Raw genomic sequence first — 17902 nt, forward strand, 5'->3', positions numbered from 1 at the left:
CTTTTGTCACAGTTCCATTATTTTTTTAGTAGCTTCAAAGCTTTTTCTGTATTGGCAAAATGAAGTTTGGCATATTTTTCAAGCATAGGCATGCCGCCTTTCTCCAATAGTTTTGCCGCTACTTGGTCAGATTTCGTTCCAGCTCCTGATGGAAGGGTGATTCCAGCTTCAGCTGATGCTTTGTGTAACTCTTCCAAAAAGCTGGCACGACTGATGATAGAAGCAGCAGCAACAGCTAAATGATATTGTTCTCCTTTAGTAACGAAGTACAGTTTTTCTTGTAATTGATTTTTTTCTAAACGCGCATATTTTTTAAAATTTGCTTCCGGCGTAAACTGATCGATCAAAATCGCTTCTGGTTTTTCTGGCTCGATTTTTTTTAGCAGCAAATGGATCGCTTGATTGTGCAAAGCGACTTTCATCCGAACGGCATTGTATTTTGGCTGGATCTCATTGTATTTTTCTGGAGATAAGACAAGCAGTTTATAGGGGATGGTTTTTTTTAAGATGTCAGCAAGCTGGATGATTTGGCTATCTTTTAACTCTTTTGAATCTCTAACACCAAGTTTACGTAATTCTGCAAGCTGATCACGTTTCACATAAGCAGCACATACTGTTAGCGGACCGAAATAGCTGCCATTTCCGACCTCATCACTACCTAAAACGGATAATTGACTGATATTTTTTGGCAAAGAAGAGGCTGTTTTTGCTGGCTTGGCTTGTTTATCCTGTGCCTCCCCCCATTTATCAGCTTCTATTGCTGCATTCGTACCTTGAAACATCACTTTTCCGGATGTATAAGCGGTAATGGTCGTCCCGTCTTTTTTTGCAGCAAAGCTAGTATAAGGAATCTGTTTATTTAACAAATAAGAGCGATAGTATGCTTTCATTTGACTAAGTTGGTCGTTTGTTGCTTTGATAATGACGTTGCTCATAAAATTCTCCTCGTTTTTATACATAAAACTATACCGCAACTCACGACTTTTCGTTTTCTAAGAGATTGCGAGACATAGCATTTTTTTAAAGTTTATCATATAATAGTTAAGTATGTGAAAAATATTTGTGGAGAACGGTGAAAGAACCAACTTCATGGTACACTAAATAAAACTTTCATCAAATAGGAGGAAATGATTCGTATGGCGCACGAAAAAACACGCTACAAAGCAGTGATTGCCAACCAAACATATACTATTATCGGACGGGAAACCAAGCATCATATGGATATCGTAACGAAGCTGATCAATGAACAGTTAGCAGAATTGAAACAATTATCACCACAAATGGATAATGAACAAGCAGCAATCTTGATGGCTGTCAATGCGCTTTCGGATCAATTGAAGAAACAAGAAAGAATCTTGGAGCTGGAAGAAGAAACAGCAGAATTAAAGAAAAAAATGATCAAATTTACAGAGCTTGAAAATCGTGTGAAACGCATTGAAGCAATCGAGAACGAAGCTCGGGAAGTATTGAAAGAAAATGGTCAAGCAGATCATACCATTAAAAATCATGTGGAAGCACAACAGATTTTAAACGAGAAACGAAAAGGACAAATTAAACAAAAATCTTCTAATTAAGATCCTTTTATCAAAATAAGAAAAATTTAAAAAAGTTAGAAGAGAAAGGAACGTAGCATGCTGAGTTTGCTGATTTTATTTTTATTGCTAATTGCGTTTTTTTCTGGAGCACGTCGCGGGTTTGCTTTGCAAATCATATTCGCGATTGGATATGTATTGTCATTTATTGCTGCCCAGCATTTTTACAAACCATTAGCAAGTCATTTGGAATTATACATTCCATACCCAGCTGTCACCCCAACATCAAAGTTAGCATTTTTTGATCAGGTATTTGCCTTTCACCTAGATGAAGCTTTTTATGCAGGAACTGCTTTTCTGATTATTTTGCTAATTGGCTGGCTGCTTACCCGATTTGTGGGGGTTTTTGTCCATGGGTTGACGTATGTGCCGATCTTGAGACAGGTAGACTGGATTGCAGGAGGCATCCTGTCACTAATCATGGCTTACGTTACTATATTTTTGATTTTGCAGTTACTTGCCTTTGTTCCATTAGATGTGGTCCAAAATCAATTCGGCGAGCATAGTTTCGCTCGTTTTATCGTTGAGAGAACGCCATTTCTTACCAACAAGATGTATGAGCTTTGGGTAACGAATATTTTGAATTAAGGAAAATAGTGCTGGAAAATATTTCGTTTTTTGTACAGAGTAGTTTATTTAAGAAGGCTGCGTAGCGTATGTCCGGCACAGCTCTTTTTTCATAGTGAAAGATAAGGTGATAAAATGAATAACCGAATCCTTGAAACATTGGAATTTGAAAAAGTCAAACAGATGGTCAGACAATTTGTAGTGACTGCACAAGGAAAAGAAGAACTGGCAGAATTGGTACCAGTGAGTGAGAAACAAACGATCACAAACTGGCTTCAAGAAACTGAGGATGGATTGAAAGTGCAACGTCTGCGAGGCGGGATCCCTATACCAAAACTTGAAAATATCCGCCCTCATATGAAACGGATCGAAATCGGGGCAGACTTGAATGGAGTGGAGCTTGCACAAGTTTCCAGAGTGTTATCTACGACAAGTGAATTGCATCGGTTCATTGATGATCTTTCTGACAGTGAAATCGAATTTGCGCGTTTGTATATGTGGGCAGATCAGCTAGTCACGATCCCTGTTTTGAGCCGCCGTTTAAAGGAAGCAATCGATGAAGACGGACGCGTGACTGATGACGCTTCTCCTGAGTTAAAGAGCATAAGACAGAACATTCGGCGAAGTGAACAAGCTGTTCGTGAACAGTTAGATGGGATCGTCCGTGGGAAAAATGCAAAGTATTTAAGTGATGCGATCATCACCATGCGAAATGACCGCTACGTTATCCCAGTCAAACAAGAATACCGCGGTGTATTTGGCGGTGTAGTCCACGATCAAAGTGCTTCAGGACAGACTTTATTTATTGAACCAAAACAAGTGGTGGATTTGAATAATCGTTTGCGTCAATACCAAATCGCTGAACGAAATGAGATTCAACGTATTTTAAGTGAACTTTCTGCTGAACTTGTTCCCCATCGTCAAGAAATCATCCACAATGCTTATGTGATTGGTAAAATGGATCTGATGAATGCAAAAGCACGATTTGGTAAAGAAGTAAAAGCTATCGTGCCGGGAATCAGTGAAGACAATCATGTCGTCTTGAAACAAGCAAGACATCCACTGATCGATCAGGAAAAAGTAGTTTCTAATGACATCACAATCGGAAAAGACTATCAAGCCATCGTCATTACAGGACCTAACACAGGTGGGAAAACGATCACGTTGAAGACTTTAGGTCTGTTACAACTGATGGGGCAAGCAGGATTACCGATTCCTGCAGGTGAAGAAAGTCAAATCGGTATTTTTGAGGAAGTATTTGCGGATATAGGAGACGAACAGTCGATTGAGCAAAGTCTATCGACCTTTTCTTCTCATATGACGAACACTGTAGATATTTTATCAAAAGTCAATGAAAAAAGTCTGGTATTATTTGACGAGCTCGGTGCAGGAACAGATCCGCAAGAAGGTGCTGCTCTAGCAATCGCAATCTTAGATGATCTTGGTAAAAAGTCTGCTTATGTGATGGCAACAACGCATTATCCTGAATTGAAAGTTTATGGATATAATCGGGCAAATACGATTAATGCCAGCATGGAGTTTGATGTGGATACATTAAGTCCAACGTATCGTTTGCTGATTGGCGTTCCTGGACGAAGCAATGCGTTTGAAATCTCTAGCCGATTAGGTCTTGATACAGAAGTTATTGATGAAGCGAAGCAGTTGATGAATGATGAGAGCCAAGATTTAAACGAAATGATCACAGATTTAGAGAATCGCCGGAAAATGGCAGAGACCGAATATCTGGAAATGCGTCATTTTGTTTCTGAGGCACAAGAACTTCACGATGATTTGAAAGAAGCTTACAGCTATTTCTTTGAAGAACGTGAAAAAGAAATGGAAAAAGCAAAGAAAAAAGCAAATGAAGTCGTGTCAGAGGCGGAAGAAAAAGCAGAAAAAATCATTGCTGATATTCGTAAAATGCAACAGCAGATTGGGCAAGGAAATGTGAAAGAGCATCAGTTGATCGATGCAAAGACCCAATTAGCAAATCTACATCAAGAAGAAACTTTGAAGAAAAATAAAGTATTGAAGAAGGCGAAAGAACAAAAAACGTTGAAACCGGGAGACGAAGTGTTGGTTACGACTTACGGCCAAAGAGGGACGCTTTTACGTAAAAACGGGAATCAGTGGCAAGTAGAAATCGGTATATTAAAAATGAATGTGTCCGAAGACGAGCTGACGCCTGTTGCTCCTCAAAAAGAGCCGACACAACGAGTTATCCATGCTGTACGATCTGAATCTAGTAGTCACGTGCCGAATCAATTGGACCTTCGAGGAAAACGATACGAAGAAGCGCTAAGTGAGGTAGATCAATATTTGGATTCTGCCATTCTAGCTGGTTATCCTCAAGTGACTATTGTCCACGGAAAAGGAACAGGCGCACTTCGCAAGGGAATTACTGATTATCTTAAAAACCATCGGAGCGTCAAAAGCTTTGAGTTTGCACCGGCAAACCAAGGCGGAAATGGTGCGACAATTGTTAAATTTAAGTAAAGCTTACTAAAGGTAATCAGATGAGTTGTTATCAATCCAATTAATATGCTTTTCCTAATTGTGAGTGAATAGTCACACTCTACCATCTATTTTTTTAATCTATTCGACAACGGTAAGTAGTTCAGTTAAGTTTTCTTAAATTTTTCAAAACAATGCGAATACATTAAAACCTTTCACTTCTTGAAACAGTTGAATGTGGTAGAGCTCAACTGTTTCAAGAATTTTATAAGGGAAAGTGCCCTTGACAGTGAGCTTTCATATAAATTCGTTCCATGGTGTATCTCATCGTTTTTATCAGCTGTACTGTATTAGGTCCAAAGGTTAGCCCAACGCAATCTCTTACATTGAAATCGTGATTTCTCAATAGCCACCCGTCTAATCTCAAATAGGTGCGTAGGTGATGACAAACTATTGACTGGTTTCTTGTAAGATATTCAACTCATTGATAGCAGTTAGATAGGTACAAACATTTAAATATGAATCATGATAAACATCACGCTTATTTGTAGTAGATCAATGTTTAAAACTTTTTGAATATCTATTTTTGTCGTTATGGGTTTCTCCTTGCTTAATTATTTCTGTGTTATCAGCTAATATTTAATCTTATAAATATTCCTTGGGATAGTTAGTGATCTCTTCATTCACGGAATACATTTCTTGATACTTTGTCATTAGCATTCATTGCTTGGTCAACTGGACATAAGTCAATTAGTTGTTTATATTGCAATTTTTGTTAGCGCTGTCTTAATGATTTTGATACAATATATAATTAAGAAGAAAGGTGGTTATTGAGTAATGTCAAATAAATACAAAAATCTTGATATTTTAGAAGATTATATAATGAGAATCAACACACATGATTTCAAGCAGGTAAATGAAATATTAACAAAGAAATCCCTATTTATTTTTACAGATCAAATATGTTCTACGCCAAATGAAATACAAAATTATTTTGAAAATGCTTGGATAGAAATAAGAGATGAAGTTTATGCAGCCAATGAGGTAAGCCTTTTGTTTGAAGATAATCATACAAAAGTTTATACTTACATTTACGAATACTCAGGATATGATTGTAACGATCAGTATGTTAAAGGAAAAGGCAAAGCAACAAATGTTTTTTGTAAAATAGATGGGAGCTGGAAGCTTGTTCATGAACATCTTAGCAGTTTTTGATTTTCTTGAAGGAGAAGCTTATAAGGTGTTGAAATGAATCATAGCAAAAATATATCCAAGCTGGTTGCCTATAAACCCTTGATTTCTTGGTAGATGAAAAGTTTATCTATCAAGTACATAGAGTGAACTTTGGAAAATATCAATAAAAATCATTCGATACCACTGTGGAAGAGAACAGCCCTTGTTTGTGGATTGTTAAAGGAGGGGTGGTAAGAATGATTAGAGCAGACAAAAATTTTATGTCACAGCTATTCATAACAGTATCAGTTTGTAAAATTACAACATGAACCATTGATAAAATTAAAATTTAGCTTAACTTTTTGCACTTTAACCATATTGAACTTAGTCGTATTTTTACAGTAGTCAATTTAAGTATTGTTGAACTATTTTAAATCTATTCATATATGTTTAGCCATCAATAAAAGATATTAAAAGTCGTAATCATTGAGAAGCAGCTCTCATAATGCTATACTAGTCATAAATTTTAAAATGGAGGTCTTTGATATGTCACAAGTAATTACAGATAAGACATTTAATGAAGAAACAGATAAAGGACTTGTATTGATTGATTTTTGGGCAACTTGGTGTGGTCCATGTCGTATGCAAGCACCGATTTTGGATCAGTTGGAACAAGAATATGATGAAGAAGAATTCAGAATTGCTAAAATGGATGTGGATGAAAATCCAGAAACTCCTCAACAATTCGGTATCATGAGCATTCCAACATTAATGTTGAAAAAAGATGGTCAAGTAGTAGAAAAAGCTGTTGGTGTTCATTCAAAAGAACAACTACGTCAAATGATCGATCAATATTTATAAAAACTTACAGCAAAAATAAGCTGAGGGTGGAACTGAATCCAGTTCCGTCCTCGGTTTTTTTGCGGTTGAGTTAAGGTTATTCAAATTAATATTTTTTGAGTATAATTACGTTGTCAGGCTGGATTGTTTTTTTGACAGACATGCTATAATAACTTTAATTGAATATGAAGGGGAGTACCAGATGAACGAACGAATCAAAAACAAATTAGCTTTACTTCCTGATCAGCCCGGCTGTTACTTGATGAAAGATAAAAATGGAACGATCATTTATGTCGGCAAAGCCAAAATATTAAAAAATCGTGTCCGCTCATATTTTACTGGCAGTCATAATACGAAAACGGAACGGCTTGTTAGTGAAATCGAAGACTTTGAATACATCGTTACAGAATCGAATATCGAAGCATTGCTCTTAGAGATCAATCTGATAAAGAAAAATGATCCTAAATACAACATTATGTTAAAGGATGATAAAACCTATCCTTTCCTTAAGATAACGAATGAAAAATATCCCCGTTTGGTGATTACTCGTAAGGTACTAAAAGACAAAGCACTGTATTTTGGACCATATCCTGATGTCGGTGCGGCGAATGAGACAAAGAAGATCCTCGATCGATTATTTCCTCTGAGAAAATGCAAACCTAGTCAGACGAAGGAGCCTTGTCTTTACTATCATTTGGGACAATGTCTGTGTCCTTATTATTTCGACGTAGATCCGAAAGTCTATACGAAAATCGTTGATGAAGTGAAAAACTTTTTAAACGGAGGACACGAAAAAATCGAGTCAGAGATCCATCAGAAAATGGAAAAAGCTGCTGAAAATATGGAGTTTGAAAAAGCTGCAGAGTACCGAGACCAGATCCGTGCCATTGAGACAATCATGACTCGCCAAAAAATGACAAATACTGATTTACTGGATCGAGATGTATTTGGTTATGCGATTGACAAAGGATGGATGTGTGTCCAAGTGTTTTTCGTAAGACAAGGAAAGCTAATTGAACGAGATGTTTCAATGTTTCCTTTCTATAACGAAGCAGAAGAAGATTTCTTGACTTACATCGGTCAGTTTTATCAGGAAAATGAGCATTTCATTCCTAAAGAAGTCTTGATTCCTGATACGATCGACAAGCCAAGTGTAGAAGCTTTATTAGCTACGAAAGTGCTGCAACCAAAACGAGGAGAAAAGAAAAAATTAGTTGAATTGGCGAATAAGAATGCCTCAGTTGCTTTGAATGAACGGTTTGATCTGATTGCCAGAAAACAGGAACGGACGATCGGAGCAGTTGAACGTTTAGGAAACGCGATGAATATCCCGACCCCAATACGTATCGAGTCTTTTGATAACTCTAATATCATGGGGACGAATCCTGTGGCTGCGATGGTCGTATTCATTGATGGAAAACCGGCAAGAAAAGAATATCGGAAATATAAAATAAAAACAGTCAACGGACCGGATGATTATGCATCAATGAGAGAAGTCATCTATCGCAGATATTCGCGAGTGATTCGCGAAGGGTTGCCTTTACCTGATTTGATCTTGATCGATGGAGGAAAAGGACAAGTAGATGTGGCAAAAGATGTCTTAGAAAATCAATTAGGAATCGATATTCCTATTGCTGGCATGGCAAAAAACGATAAACATAAAACAAATGAGTTGCTATTCGGTACAGATTTGGCTGTAGTACCGCTTGAGCGAAATTCACCAGAGTTTTTCTTACTCCAGCGAATCCAAGATGAAGTCCATCGATTCGCAATCACTTTCCATCGGCAGCTACGCAGTAAAAACAGTTTTGCTTCCCGATTAGATGAAATTGAAGGGTTAGGACCAAAACGAAAAAAAATGCTGCTTAAAGAGTTCAAATCGTTGAAAAATATCACAGCAGCCACGACAGAAGAATTACAAGAAATCGGACTGCCGAAAAATGTCGCACAAAACGTATTTGATAAATTACATCAGGAATGAGGAAAGGGCACTTTACAAAGAAAGTAAAGTGTCCTATCATTTTATGTACAACAAAAAGAGCGTTTACGTTTTGTTGGTAAATAATAAATCGCTTACGTCTGGTGTCTAAGGATATATGTGATTTCTTGAAGAAGGAGTGAAGAAATGTTAGAAGTCAAGGATCTTGTTAAAACTTTTGGGAACTACACAGCTGTCGATCATGTCTCTTTCCAAATCCCCGATGGAAAAATCATGGGGCTAATTGGCCAAAACGGGGCTGGGAAGACAACGACTTTTCGTTTGATCTTGGATTTTTTGACACAAGACCAAGGAGAAGTGTTATGGAATGGCCATCATCTTGGGGAGAAAGATTATGATGTCATCGGTTATCTTCCGGAGGAACGGGGACTTTATCCGAAAGTAACGATTCAAGACCAACTGCTTTATTTTGCAGAACTTAGAGGGAAATCAAGAAAAGAGATTGAACCAAAAATTGACTTTTGGATGGAAAAATTTCAGGTAAAAGGGAAAAAGACGGATAAAGTAAAATCTTTGTCTAAAGGAAATCAGCAAAAAGTCCAGCTGATCGCCACGTTAATCCATGAACCTAAATTGATCATTTTGGATGAGCCATTCAGCGGGTTAGATCCGGTAAATGCTGAATTGCTAAAAGATGGAATATTGGAATTGAAAAAACATGGTTCATGTGTCATTTTTTCTAGCCACAATATGGATAATGTAGAAAAAATCTGCGATCATTTGATCATGTTGCGAAACGGAAAAATGGTTTTGAATGGAAAAGTACATGAGATTCGTGAATCATTTGGCCGTACGAAGTTATTCTTGGAATCTGGTTTAAGCCAACAGGAAGTAGAAGAAATCGAAGGCGTGAAAAAAGTGATCCTTCATGAAGACAATACATTAGAGATTACCTTAGAAGATCCTGAAGCTGGGAAAGAAATCTTTACTCGTGCGACTCAGTTCGGCTACATTCCTATGTTCAACCAACAACCGCCAACTTTGGAAGAGATTTTCAAATTGAAAGCAGGTGAAATCGATGCGTAAGTTTTGGATTATTACCAAAGATGTCTATTTAAAAAATGTTAAGTCGATTTCTTTCTTGATCATGATATTAGTCCCTTTTATCATGCTGGGTATCATTTATGTAGCAGGAAACTTTGCTCAACAAAATAGTGATGTCAATAAAATCGGCGTATTGGCTGACAATGAGCAAATCAGTCAGCAACTGAGCCAAGTCAAAACAGATGATTTTGAGTTCAAAGCAGTTGATTCTGAAGAAAAAGCACAAAAAGAGCTTTCGGAAGAAAAAATCGATGCGTATTTAGTAGTCTCAACTGAGAATGATAAGATAAATGGGATGCTTTATAGCGAAAATTCATTAGGACAAAGTACACAACTACTGATACAACAACAACTGACTGGCTTGCAATCGATGCTTCGAGCGAGTCAATTAGGCATTTCACCAGAAGAAGTAGCTAGCTTGAGCCAACAAGCAAGTTTGACTCGACAAAAAGTCAATTTTGATTCAAAAGGAAAAATGACAGTCGGAGAAGATAACTCGACAGTCCAATATGTCGTAAGTTATGTAGCAACGATTGTCTTGTTCATTATTATTTTGACGTATGCGCAGATCATTGCACAAGAGATCGCTTCTGAAAAAGGCACGCGGATCATGGAAGTGATCCTGTCCAGTACGACTGCACAAAAGCATTTCTACGGAAAATTAACAGGTGTTTTACTTGTTGCATTAACGCAAATGGCATTATACGGTATTATTTTTGGTATAGGATACAGTCAATTCAAAGATATGGAAATGGTCAAAAATATATTAGACGGTATCTCATTGGATAACTTGATTGGACCATTCTTGTGGTATTCTCTTCTATTCATGATCTTTGGCATTTTGATTTTTTCTGTTTTAGCAGCTTTATGTGGCTCTTTGGTCAACAAAGCAGAAGATACAGCAAAAGCAATTTTGCCAGTGACTTATCTATCTCTAGGCGGATACATGCTTGGATTGATACTAGGAGCTTCAGATCCAAACAATATCGTTATTCGGATCACTTCGTATATTCCATTCTTATCTTCATATATTATGCCGGTTCGCTTAGCAAATGAGACAGTCGGTATGGGTGGAGCATTGATTTCCTTGTTGGTACTTGTAGCCGTAACATTCTTATTGATGATCTTGTCTGCAAACATGTACAAATCGAATGTACTCGTTTATAGCGAAGGCGGATTATGGAGTTCATTGAAACAATCGATTTCAATTATGAGGAATGAACGAAAAAAAGCATAAAACAATCCTAAAATATAGAAGGAAGCTGGACATCTATTGTTCCCAGCTTCTTTTTGTATAGACCTATTTTATTTATTTTACTATATTGGATATATATTCATTGAAAATAGTGTATAACAACTTTATAATATTGAGTATACCAATTTTTGGAGGCGTTTTAATGGACCGTTATTTAGATTTACTTTCAGAAAAATTCCCCTCAACGGAAGATGTCATCACGGAAATCATCAATCTCGAAGCAATTTTGCAGCTTCCAAAAGGAACAGAGTTATTTTTGAGTGATATACATGGCGAATTTCCTGCTTTTGATCATATTCTGCGTATCGGTTCAGGAAATCTTAAAGAAAAGATCAAAGACCTTTTTTCTGAACAAATGACGGAAACGGATATCAGCCAATTCACTATTTTTACGGCTTATCCAGAATATGCATTAACGACTGATTGGTACAAAGAACAAGATAAATCGCAGCTGATCCATCATTTGATCGATCTTTTACGGTTTACGACAGTCAAATATACCCGGTCAAAAGTTCGAAAAGGATTGCCGAAAGAATATAGCTATATCATTGAGGAACTCTTGTATATCGATGACCGTATCAATGGAAAAAAAGACTATGTAAAAAAAATCATTGAACAACTTGTTTTGATGAAGGAAGAAGAAAAATTTTTAACGAAACTTGCACAGACGATCCAAAAATCTGTCATCGATCATTTGCATATCGTTGGAGATATTTTTGACCGAGGAACTCAAGCAGCCAAAGTGATGGATCGAATCATGGATTTTTCTTCTGTAGATATCCAATGGGGAAATCATGATATTTTGTGGATTGGTGCGTATTGCGGCTCTGAGGCATGTTTACTGACACTTTTACGGATTGCAGCACGCTATAATTATTTATTTGAATTAGAGAAAGAATATGGGTTGAATTTACGTCCATTGTTTTCTTTTGCTCATCAAACTTATCAGAAGAATCCAGTATTTGCGCCTAAAAACAGTAAAAATCTATCCGAAAGAGAGCAAGAAGAATTAGAAAAAATCCATCAGGCACTTTCTATCCTTCAATTCAAATCAGAACATCAGTTATTGGATCGTCGACCTGAATTTAAAATGGACGATCGTAAATTGCTGGAAAAAATCGACTATGAAGCATCAACGGTTGATTTAAAAGGTCAGCTCTATGAGTTGAAAGGAACTTGTTTTCAAACGATCCAGCCAGATGATCCAAAAAAATTCTTGGAAGAGGAACAAAAAGTGATTGATAGTTTGATGTATTCATTCCAGCACTCTTTGAGAATGCAAAAACATATGACGTTTTTGATCGAAAAAGGGGGAATGTATCTCACGAACAATCAGCATGTGCTGTTTCATGGCTGTATACCTGTAGACGAGAAGGGACAGCTCTTAGCATTTGAATTAGACCAATCTTATCGCGGAAAAGAACTGCTGGGCTTTTTTGAAAAACAGATAATTGAAAGCGCAAAAGATCTGACTGCAAAAGAAGATTTAGCAACCGATTTGATTTGGTATGCGTGGAGTGGGCCATTTTCGCCTTTATTCGGCAAGAGTAAAATGGCGACTTTTGAACGTTATTTTCTCACAGAGCCTCATACGCACATCGAGAAAAGCAACCCTTATTATCACTTGCGAGATGAAGAGTGGTTCAGTGAAAAAATTTTAGCAGAATTCGACACAAAAGAAGAAGGGTCAGCAATCATTAATGGGCACACGCCAGTAAAAGTAAAAAAAGGGGAGTCACCGATCAAAGCAAATGGAAAAGTATTTGTCATTGACGGAGGTTTATCCAAAGCTTATCAAAAAACGACAGGAATTGCCGGTTATTCACTATTATGCAATTCTTATGGTTTCCAAATCGTGACACATTATCCGTTTTTGCCTATTGAACAACAATTTGCAAAAAAATCCGACCAAACAAATGTGAAAAAAGTAATCGAACAGCAGCTACCACGCAAACTCAATCGTGATACAACAAAAGGTATGGAACTGCAGCAGCAGATTACCCAGCTCAAAAGGCTGTTGGACTATCGAAAGGACGATTGAGAAGAATTCCAGTGAACATTGTTCCATAGACTGGAGACTGAGACAAAAGTCGTGTCGCAGTCTCTTTTTCCGGATAAACGGTGTTCTTCTGCCAACTCCTCGGTCACAAGTCACACTATTCAACAAACATGAAAAGCTGTTTTTTGAAATTGCTCCTTGTGACTCAGAGTTGAACGGCAGGCTCACGACCTCTTGGTATAAACGGTGTTCAATCAGCTGACCCTCGATATTAGCTCAAAAAACGGTAAAATATGAGAAACTATTTTTCCGTTTTGTTTCTCTAATACTCAGGTCAAGGCACTGATTTCACAACCTCTTCCTTAAACGGTGTTCAAAAGCCAGTTTCTCGGTATTAAGCCAAATTTATGCAAAAATGTGAAAAGCCATTTTCACAAAATTTTTCTTAATACTCGAAACTAAACAGCTTTTTCACAACCCCCTCAGAAAGTCTATTAAAATTCATTCACAAAGAAATCGAATAAGCGCTGTTCAGATGGATGTACACGGTGGGTAAGTTCCGGATGCCATTGAACACCGAGGATTTTATGCATATCATCTTTGCTTTGAACCGCTTCAACGAGTCCATCGTTAGAAAAAGCGATGGCTTTTAATAAAGGTGAAAGATCTTTGACTGCCTGATGATGGTAAGAATTCACAAAATATGGATCGGGGAGAAGGTTGCTTAACAAACTGTCTGAAACAATCTTGACTTCGTGAGTCGTAAATTGCGGGGCAGTGGGCTGTTGTTCATGTTTTACTGACCACTTTGGATATAATGAAAGATCTTGATAAAGTGTACCTTCCAAAACGACATTCAATAGTTGGAGTCCCCGGCAGACTGCAAAAATTGGTTTTCTTTGTTTCAATGCTTCCAAGATCAGTGCCTGTTCAAATTGGTCTCGTTGAATATTTGTTTCCGTTAGCTTTGGATGAGGATCTTCCATGTAAAGTTGTGGACTGACATCTTGACCACCTGCAAGAATAAGTTTGTCGATTTGTCCAATCAGTTGAGGAGCTGAATCTGGAGACATGACTGGCAGAATAAGAGGCAATCCTTGAGCATCTAAAACTGCATCCACGAATCCTTGCGGTGTATAGCTCACTTGATTTCCTTGGAAAGTATCTGTTGCTCGAATCAGTTGATTTCCGGCAATGCCGATGATTGGTTTCATTTGTATTCCCCCTAAAGTAGACTTATTGTAACAAGGATTTAAAAAAAATTAAACTATGTAAGACTTGCCCCTATACTTATCTGTTCTTGCTGTGTTACTATCTGTAAAGAGAAATTTCGTGTGAAATTCATGACGATAGTTGAAAATATTGCTTAATTTGTTATAATAAAAAGTAAGCAGAAATAAAAAGGTTGGGCGTAAGCTTCAAGGATCTAGTTCTTCAAGGGGTGAGAAGGACATTTTATTGAAGGGGCCTGCCTATACTAAGTTATCTTTAGAGGTACATACTTTCAATGAAAAAAGAAAGCATGTACCTCTTTTTTAAATCGAAAGGAAGTGAAGCAAGTGTTAGAAGCTTTGGAACAAATCCGAAAAGCAGAAGAAGAAAATGAAAAGCGTGCTCAAACACTGCGGCAGCAGCTGAAGATCTATGCAACAGAAAAAGAGCAGGAATTGGAAACGATCCAAACAAACTATCGACAACAACTAAAACAGTTGGTGGAAGAAAAAGAACAATTCGAAATACAAGAATTAGAAAAAGAAAAAATGAAATTGAAAGCAGAAGCAGACAAGGTGCAAGCAACTTTGAAAGATCAATATCAAAAGCATCAGAGTCAAGCGATCGGTGCGATCATTGAAAGGGTGAAAGAAACTTATGGCCGTCACTAAGATGGAAAAAGTGACCCTCATTTCAGATAAAAGAAATCAGGAGAGGATTTTACAAGCAGTACAAGGAATCCAAAACGTTGAAATCCGGGATCTGTATCAAAATAGAACAAACAACCAGTGGGTAGAGAAGTATTTTCCAGATACCACGATTATTGATAAAGAAGCAAAATTAAGCGCTTTAGGTAATCGGTTGAAAGACATCCAAGAAGCTATCCAATTCATACAACACCACGGCGATAGCCGTCAAAAGAAACTCCATTTGAAACGTCAAGAACTTTCCTTACAAGATTTGGAAGCCAATTATTCCGAAGAAAATTTCATGAATAAATTGAAAGAAGTCCTTGATTTAAAAGAAAAGTGGGAACAGCTAACTGAAAAACGTGATCGTTTAGAAGAAGAGGAAGAATGGCTTCTTCATTGGCAACAGCTGGATATTGCTCCAAGTATGTATGCAAGTAAGACGACCATTTTTGAGATGGGGACTGTGAGTGCAGCAAATTTTGAAAGTTTCAAGGAAGAACTGAGTAAGCTTGATGACGTTTATATGGAAGAAATAGATTATACGCCAAAACAAGTTTATCTTTCGTATGTTGCTTTAAAAAAATCAGTTGCTGTTATAGAAGAAATTGCTGGGAAATACGGGTTCAATAAAGAAACGTATCCTTATGAACAAAATCCTAAAGAAAAACTGCAAGAGACCAAGCAGCAATTATCCATTGTTCACGAGCAGCAAAAGAAGATAACGACAGCGTTAGGTCAGTGCAGTGGCTATATCCAAGAATTTGAATGGGTAGAAGAAGTCACACTTGCCGTTGCAGAACGAGAAAAAATAAAAGAACGGTTTATCCATGCGACTTATCTGATCGTTTTGCAAGGTTGGGTAGATGCAGAAGAAAAACAGAATTTGCTGCATGTGTTAAACGAAACCGTATCAGAAGAAGATATATACGTCAGTTTCGAAACACCAAACTCAGAAGAGATTCAGCAGGAAGTCCCTACTAAATTGAAAAACCATCCGCTTGTCGAACCTTTTGAATTGCTGACTGAAATGTACAGTCTGCCAAAATATGAAGAAGTAGATCCAACACCTTGGATGACACCATTTTATCTTGTCTTCTTCGGGATGATGGTCGCAGATGTTGGTTACGGATTGCTGATGCTCATTGGGACAATACTAGCTCAAAAACTACTTGTTCTACCACGTGGGATGAAACGTTTCGTAAAATTCTTTGAGATTCTCTCGATACCATCGATCATCTGGGGATTGATCTACAGTTCATTTTTCGGACAGGCATTACCAAAAGAACTGTTTGGCATCCGCTTGCCTTTCCCAATCCTATCTACGACGGATGACGTCAATACGATTTTGATTTTATCCGTGATTTTCGGTCTGATACAGATTTTGGTTGGATTATTTGTGGCAGCAAAGGAAAATATCAGGAGAAAAGATTACTTGAGTGCTGTCAGTGATGGATTTGCCTGGCAAGGGATCCTAATTGGGATCGTTATTGCGTTGGTTGGTGCCATGTTGATAAAAAATACAGCATTTGTTTACCTTGGCGCTGGGCTATCGATCATTGCTGCCTTATGTATCTTGATCGTTCCGATTATCCAAACGCCGTCTAAAGTCAAAGGTGCTGCCAAAGGTGCGTATAATCTTTACGGACTGACCGGCTATATCGGTGATTTAGTCAGTTATACACGTTTGATGGCATTGGGTATTTCAGGCGGAAGTATTGGAGCGGCATTCAATATGCTAGTTGCTTTCATGCCGCCAGCTGCTCGATTCAGTGTAGGGATCCTTTTGATCATCGCTTTACACGCACTGAATATGTTTTTGACACTGCTAAGTGCCTATGTCCATGGCGCACGATTGCAGTATGTCGAATTTTTTGGGAAGTTTTATACAGGAGGCGGACGTGCCTTTGATCCGCTGAAAACGGCGGAAAAATACGTCAACATCAATCACAAGAAAAAAAACAATAAATAATTGGAGGATTTTTATACAATGATGGATTACTTAATTAGTCAAAATGGTGGAATGGTATTTGCGGTATTAGCGATGGCAACAGCGACGATTTTTTCAGGGATCGGTTCAGCTAAAGGTGTTGGAATGACAGGTGAGGCAGCAGCAGCATTGACAACAAGTCAACCCGAAAAATTCGGGCAGGCTCTGATTCTGCAATTGCTTCCAGGTACGCAAGGTTTGTATGGATTTGTTATTGCCTTTTTGATTTTTATCAACTTAGGAAATGACATGTCAGTTGTACAAGGACTGAACTTTCTAGGTGCTTCTCTGCCGATTGCTTTTACAGGCTTGTTTTCAGGTATTGCCCAAGGAAAAGTCGCAGCGGCAGGTATTCAAATTTTAGCGAAAAAACCTGAACATGCTACAAAAGGAATCATTTTTGCTGCGATGGTTGAAACATACGCGATTTTAGGTTTCGTTATTTCCTTCCTATTAGTGTTGAATGCCTAAGCATAAAGGAGGAAAAGCAGATGAACGCCATTGAAAAAATCATCTCTCAGATGAACGAAGCAGCAGAGCAGGAAAGAGCGGCGTTAGAACAAGAAGAGCGAATGAAGATCGATCAAAACTTTGAACAAAAACGTACGCAAGTTGAAACAGAACATCAAAAACAAAAAGAAAAACAAATCGAATTACTCGAAAAAAAATACCGTCAGCTAAGGAATCGCCAGCAAGTAGAAGTACGACAAGAAAATTTGAATGCGAAGCAGGAATTTTTAAGACGATTGTTTGCAGATGCGGTAACTGAAATGGAAAATTGGGATGAATCTGAACAAATCCAGTTTATCAAAAATGCATTGTATTCATTACCTTTGACAGGAAAAGTAGCATTCATTGCTGGAGAAAAATCAGCAGCCTATCTTTCTCAGACGTTGTTGGATGAATGGAACAATGAACTTCCCTTTATGATGATTTTAAGTGATGAAACTGTTGCTGATCAAGCGGGTTTTCTGATAAACGATCAAGGAGTTCAGTATAATTTTCTTTTCAGCAGCCTTGTACAAGATATCCAAGGAACGATGAGTTTTGAGATTGCCAATCAATTATTCGAATAAGGAGGGATCAGT

General features: G+C 37.6%; 15 protein-coding genes and 1 other annotated feature. Of the genes, 13 read left to right on the forward strand and 2 right to left on the reverse strand.

What is annotated here, in order from left to right; all coding sequences use genetic code 11:
* Positions 1 to 17 precede the first annotated feature (17 nt).
* Positions 18 to 935: a ribonuclease HIII gene (rnhC, locus tag IGL31_RS03325; protein ID WP_002296459.1), complete on the reverse strand. Its 918-nt coding sequence runs from the start codon at positions 933 to 935 to the stop codon at positions 18 to 20.
* A 201-nt stretch (positions 936 to 1136) separates the two neighbouring features.
* Between rnhC and zapA the strand changes: the two genes are divergently transcribed.
* The 9 genes from zapA (at position 1137) to IGL31_RS03370 (ending at position 12965) form a co-directional block, all read left to right on the forward strand.
* Positions 1137 to 1574: a cell division protein ZapA gene (zapA, locus tag IGL31_RS03330; RefSeq protein ID WP_002295087.1), complete on the forward strand. Its 438-nt coding sequence runs from the start codon at positions 1137 to 1139 to the stop codon at positions 1572 to 1574.
* 57 nt (positions 1575 to 1631) lie between these two features.
* Complete coding sequence (locus IGL31_RS03335) at positions 1632 to 2180, forward strand: CvpA family protein (RefSeq protein WP_002295088.1); 549 nt, start codon at positions 1632 to 1634, stop codon at positions 2178 to 2180.
* 114 nt (positions 2181 to 2294) lie between these two features.
* Positions 2295 to 4655 (forward strand): endonuclease MutS2, encoded by a 2361-nt coding sequence (locus IGL31_RS03340; protein WP_086299826.1) that lies wholly within the window; start codon positions 2295 to 2297, stop codon positions 4653 to 4655.
* A 795-nt stretch (positions 4656 to 5450) separates the two neighbouring features.
* Positions 5451 to 5828, forward strand: a complete 378-nt coding sequence (locus IGL31_RS03345) for a YybH family protein (RefSeq protein ID WP_086299825.1) — start codon at positions 5451 to 5453, stop codon at positions 5826 to 5828.
* 504 nt (positions 5829 to 6332) lie between these two features.
* Positions 6333 to 6647 carry a thioredoxin gene (trxA, locus tag IGL31_RS03350; protein ID WP_002290803.1) on the forward strand — a complete coding sequence of 105 codons (315 nt, stop codon included), beginning with the start codon at positions 6333 to 6335 and terminating at the stop codon, positions 6645 to 6647.
* Positions 6648 to 6828: 181 nt separating this feature from the next.
* Entirely contained in the window at positions 6829 to 8607 is a 1779-nt protein-coding gene (uvrC, locus tag IGL31_RS03355; RefSeq protein WP_002334114.1) for an excinuclease ABC subunit UvrC, read from the forward strand.
* A gap of 144 nt (positions 8608 to 8751) precedes the next feature.
* Positions 8752 to 9651 (forward strand): ABC transporter ATP-binding protein, encoded by a 900-nt coding sequence (locus IGL31_RS03360; RefSeq protein ID WP_002295091.1) that lies wholly within the window; start codon positions 8752 to 8754, stop codon positions 9649 to 9651.
* Positions 9644 to 10906, forward strand: a complete 1263-nt coding sequence (locus IGL31_RS03365) for an ABC transporter permease (protein ID WP_086299824.1) — start codon at positions 9644 to 9646, stop codon at positions 10904 to 10906. The genes IGL31_RS03360 and IGL31_RS03365 overlap by 8 nt, the downstream gene beginning before the upstream one ends.
* 160 nt (positions 10907 to 11066) lie before the next feature.
* On the forward strand, positions 11067 to 12965 hold the full coding sequence (locus IGL31_RS03370; RefSeq protein ID WP_086299823.1) for a fructose-1,6-bisphosphatase: 1899 nt from the start codon (positions 11067 to 11069) through the stop codon (positions 12963 to 12965).
* A gap of 452 nt (positions 12966 to 13417) precedes the next feature.
* Here the strand turns inward: IGL31_RS03370 and IGL31_RS03375 are convergent, their stop codons facing one another.
* Entirely contained in the window at positions 13418 to 14137 is a 720-nt protein-coding gene (locus IGL31_RS03375) for a gamma-glutamyl-gamma-aminobutyrate hydrolase family protein (protein WP_002300438.1), read from the reverse strand.
* 189 nt (positions 14138 to 14326) lie between these two features.
* Positions 14327 to 14374: a sequence feature (sodium ion sensor (DUF1646 type); this cis-regulatory element may regulate processes involved in with the transportation of sodium ions), on the forward strand.
* Between the two features lie 99 nt (positions 14375 to 14473).
* Here IGL31_RS03375 and IGL31_RS03380 point away from each other — a divergent pair.
* The 4 genes from IGL31_RS03380 to IGL31_RS03395 are packed head-to-tail and all read left to right on the forward strand — an operon-like array spanning position 14474 to position 17890.
* Positions 14474 to 14806, forward strand: a complete 333-nt coding sequence (locus IGL31_RS03380; RefSeq protein ID WP_002349065.1) for a hypothetical protein — start codon at positions 14474 to 14476, stop codon at positions 14804 to 14806.
* The gene (locus IGL31_RS03385) at positions 14793 to 16796 is read left to right on the forward strand and encodes a V-type ATP synthase subunit I (RefSeq protein WP_086299822.1); all 2004 of its coding nucleotides are present in this window, start codon (positions 14793 to 14795) and stop codon (positions 16794 to 16796) included. Before IGL31_RS03380 ends, IGL31_RS03385 begins: the two co-directional genes overlap by 14 nt.
* 18 nt (positions 16797 to 16814) lie before the next feature.
* On the forward strand, positions 16815 to 17285 hold the full coding sequence (locus tag IGL31_RS03390) for a V-type ATP synthase subunit K (RefSeq protein WP_002292848.1): 471 nt from the start codon (positions 16815 to 16817) through the stop codon (positions 17283 to 17285).
* Between the two features lie 20 nt (positions 17286 to 17305).
* Positions 17306 to 17890 (forward strand): ATPase V, encoded by a 585-nt coding sequence (locus tag IGL31_RS03395; protein WP_058128366.1) that lies wholly within the window; start codon positions 17306 to 17308, stop codon positions 17888 to 17890.
* The last annotated feature ends 12 nt before the right edge of the window (positions 17891 to 17902 follow it).

The sequence above is a fragment of the Enterococcus sp. MSG3290 genome (assembly GCF_050555565.1).
In the GTDB taxonomy this organism is placed as follows: domain Bacteria; phylum Bacillota; class Bacilli; order Lactobacillales; family Enterococcaceae; genus Enterococcus_B; species Enterococcus_B faecium.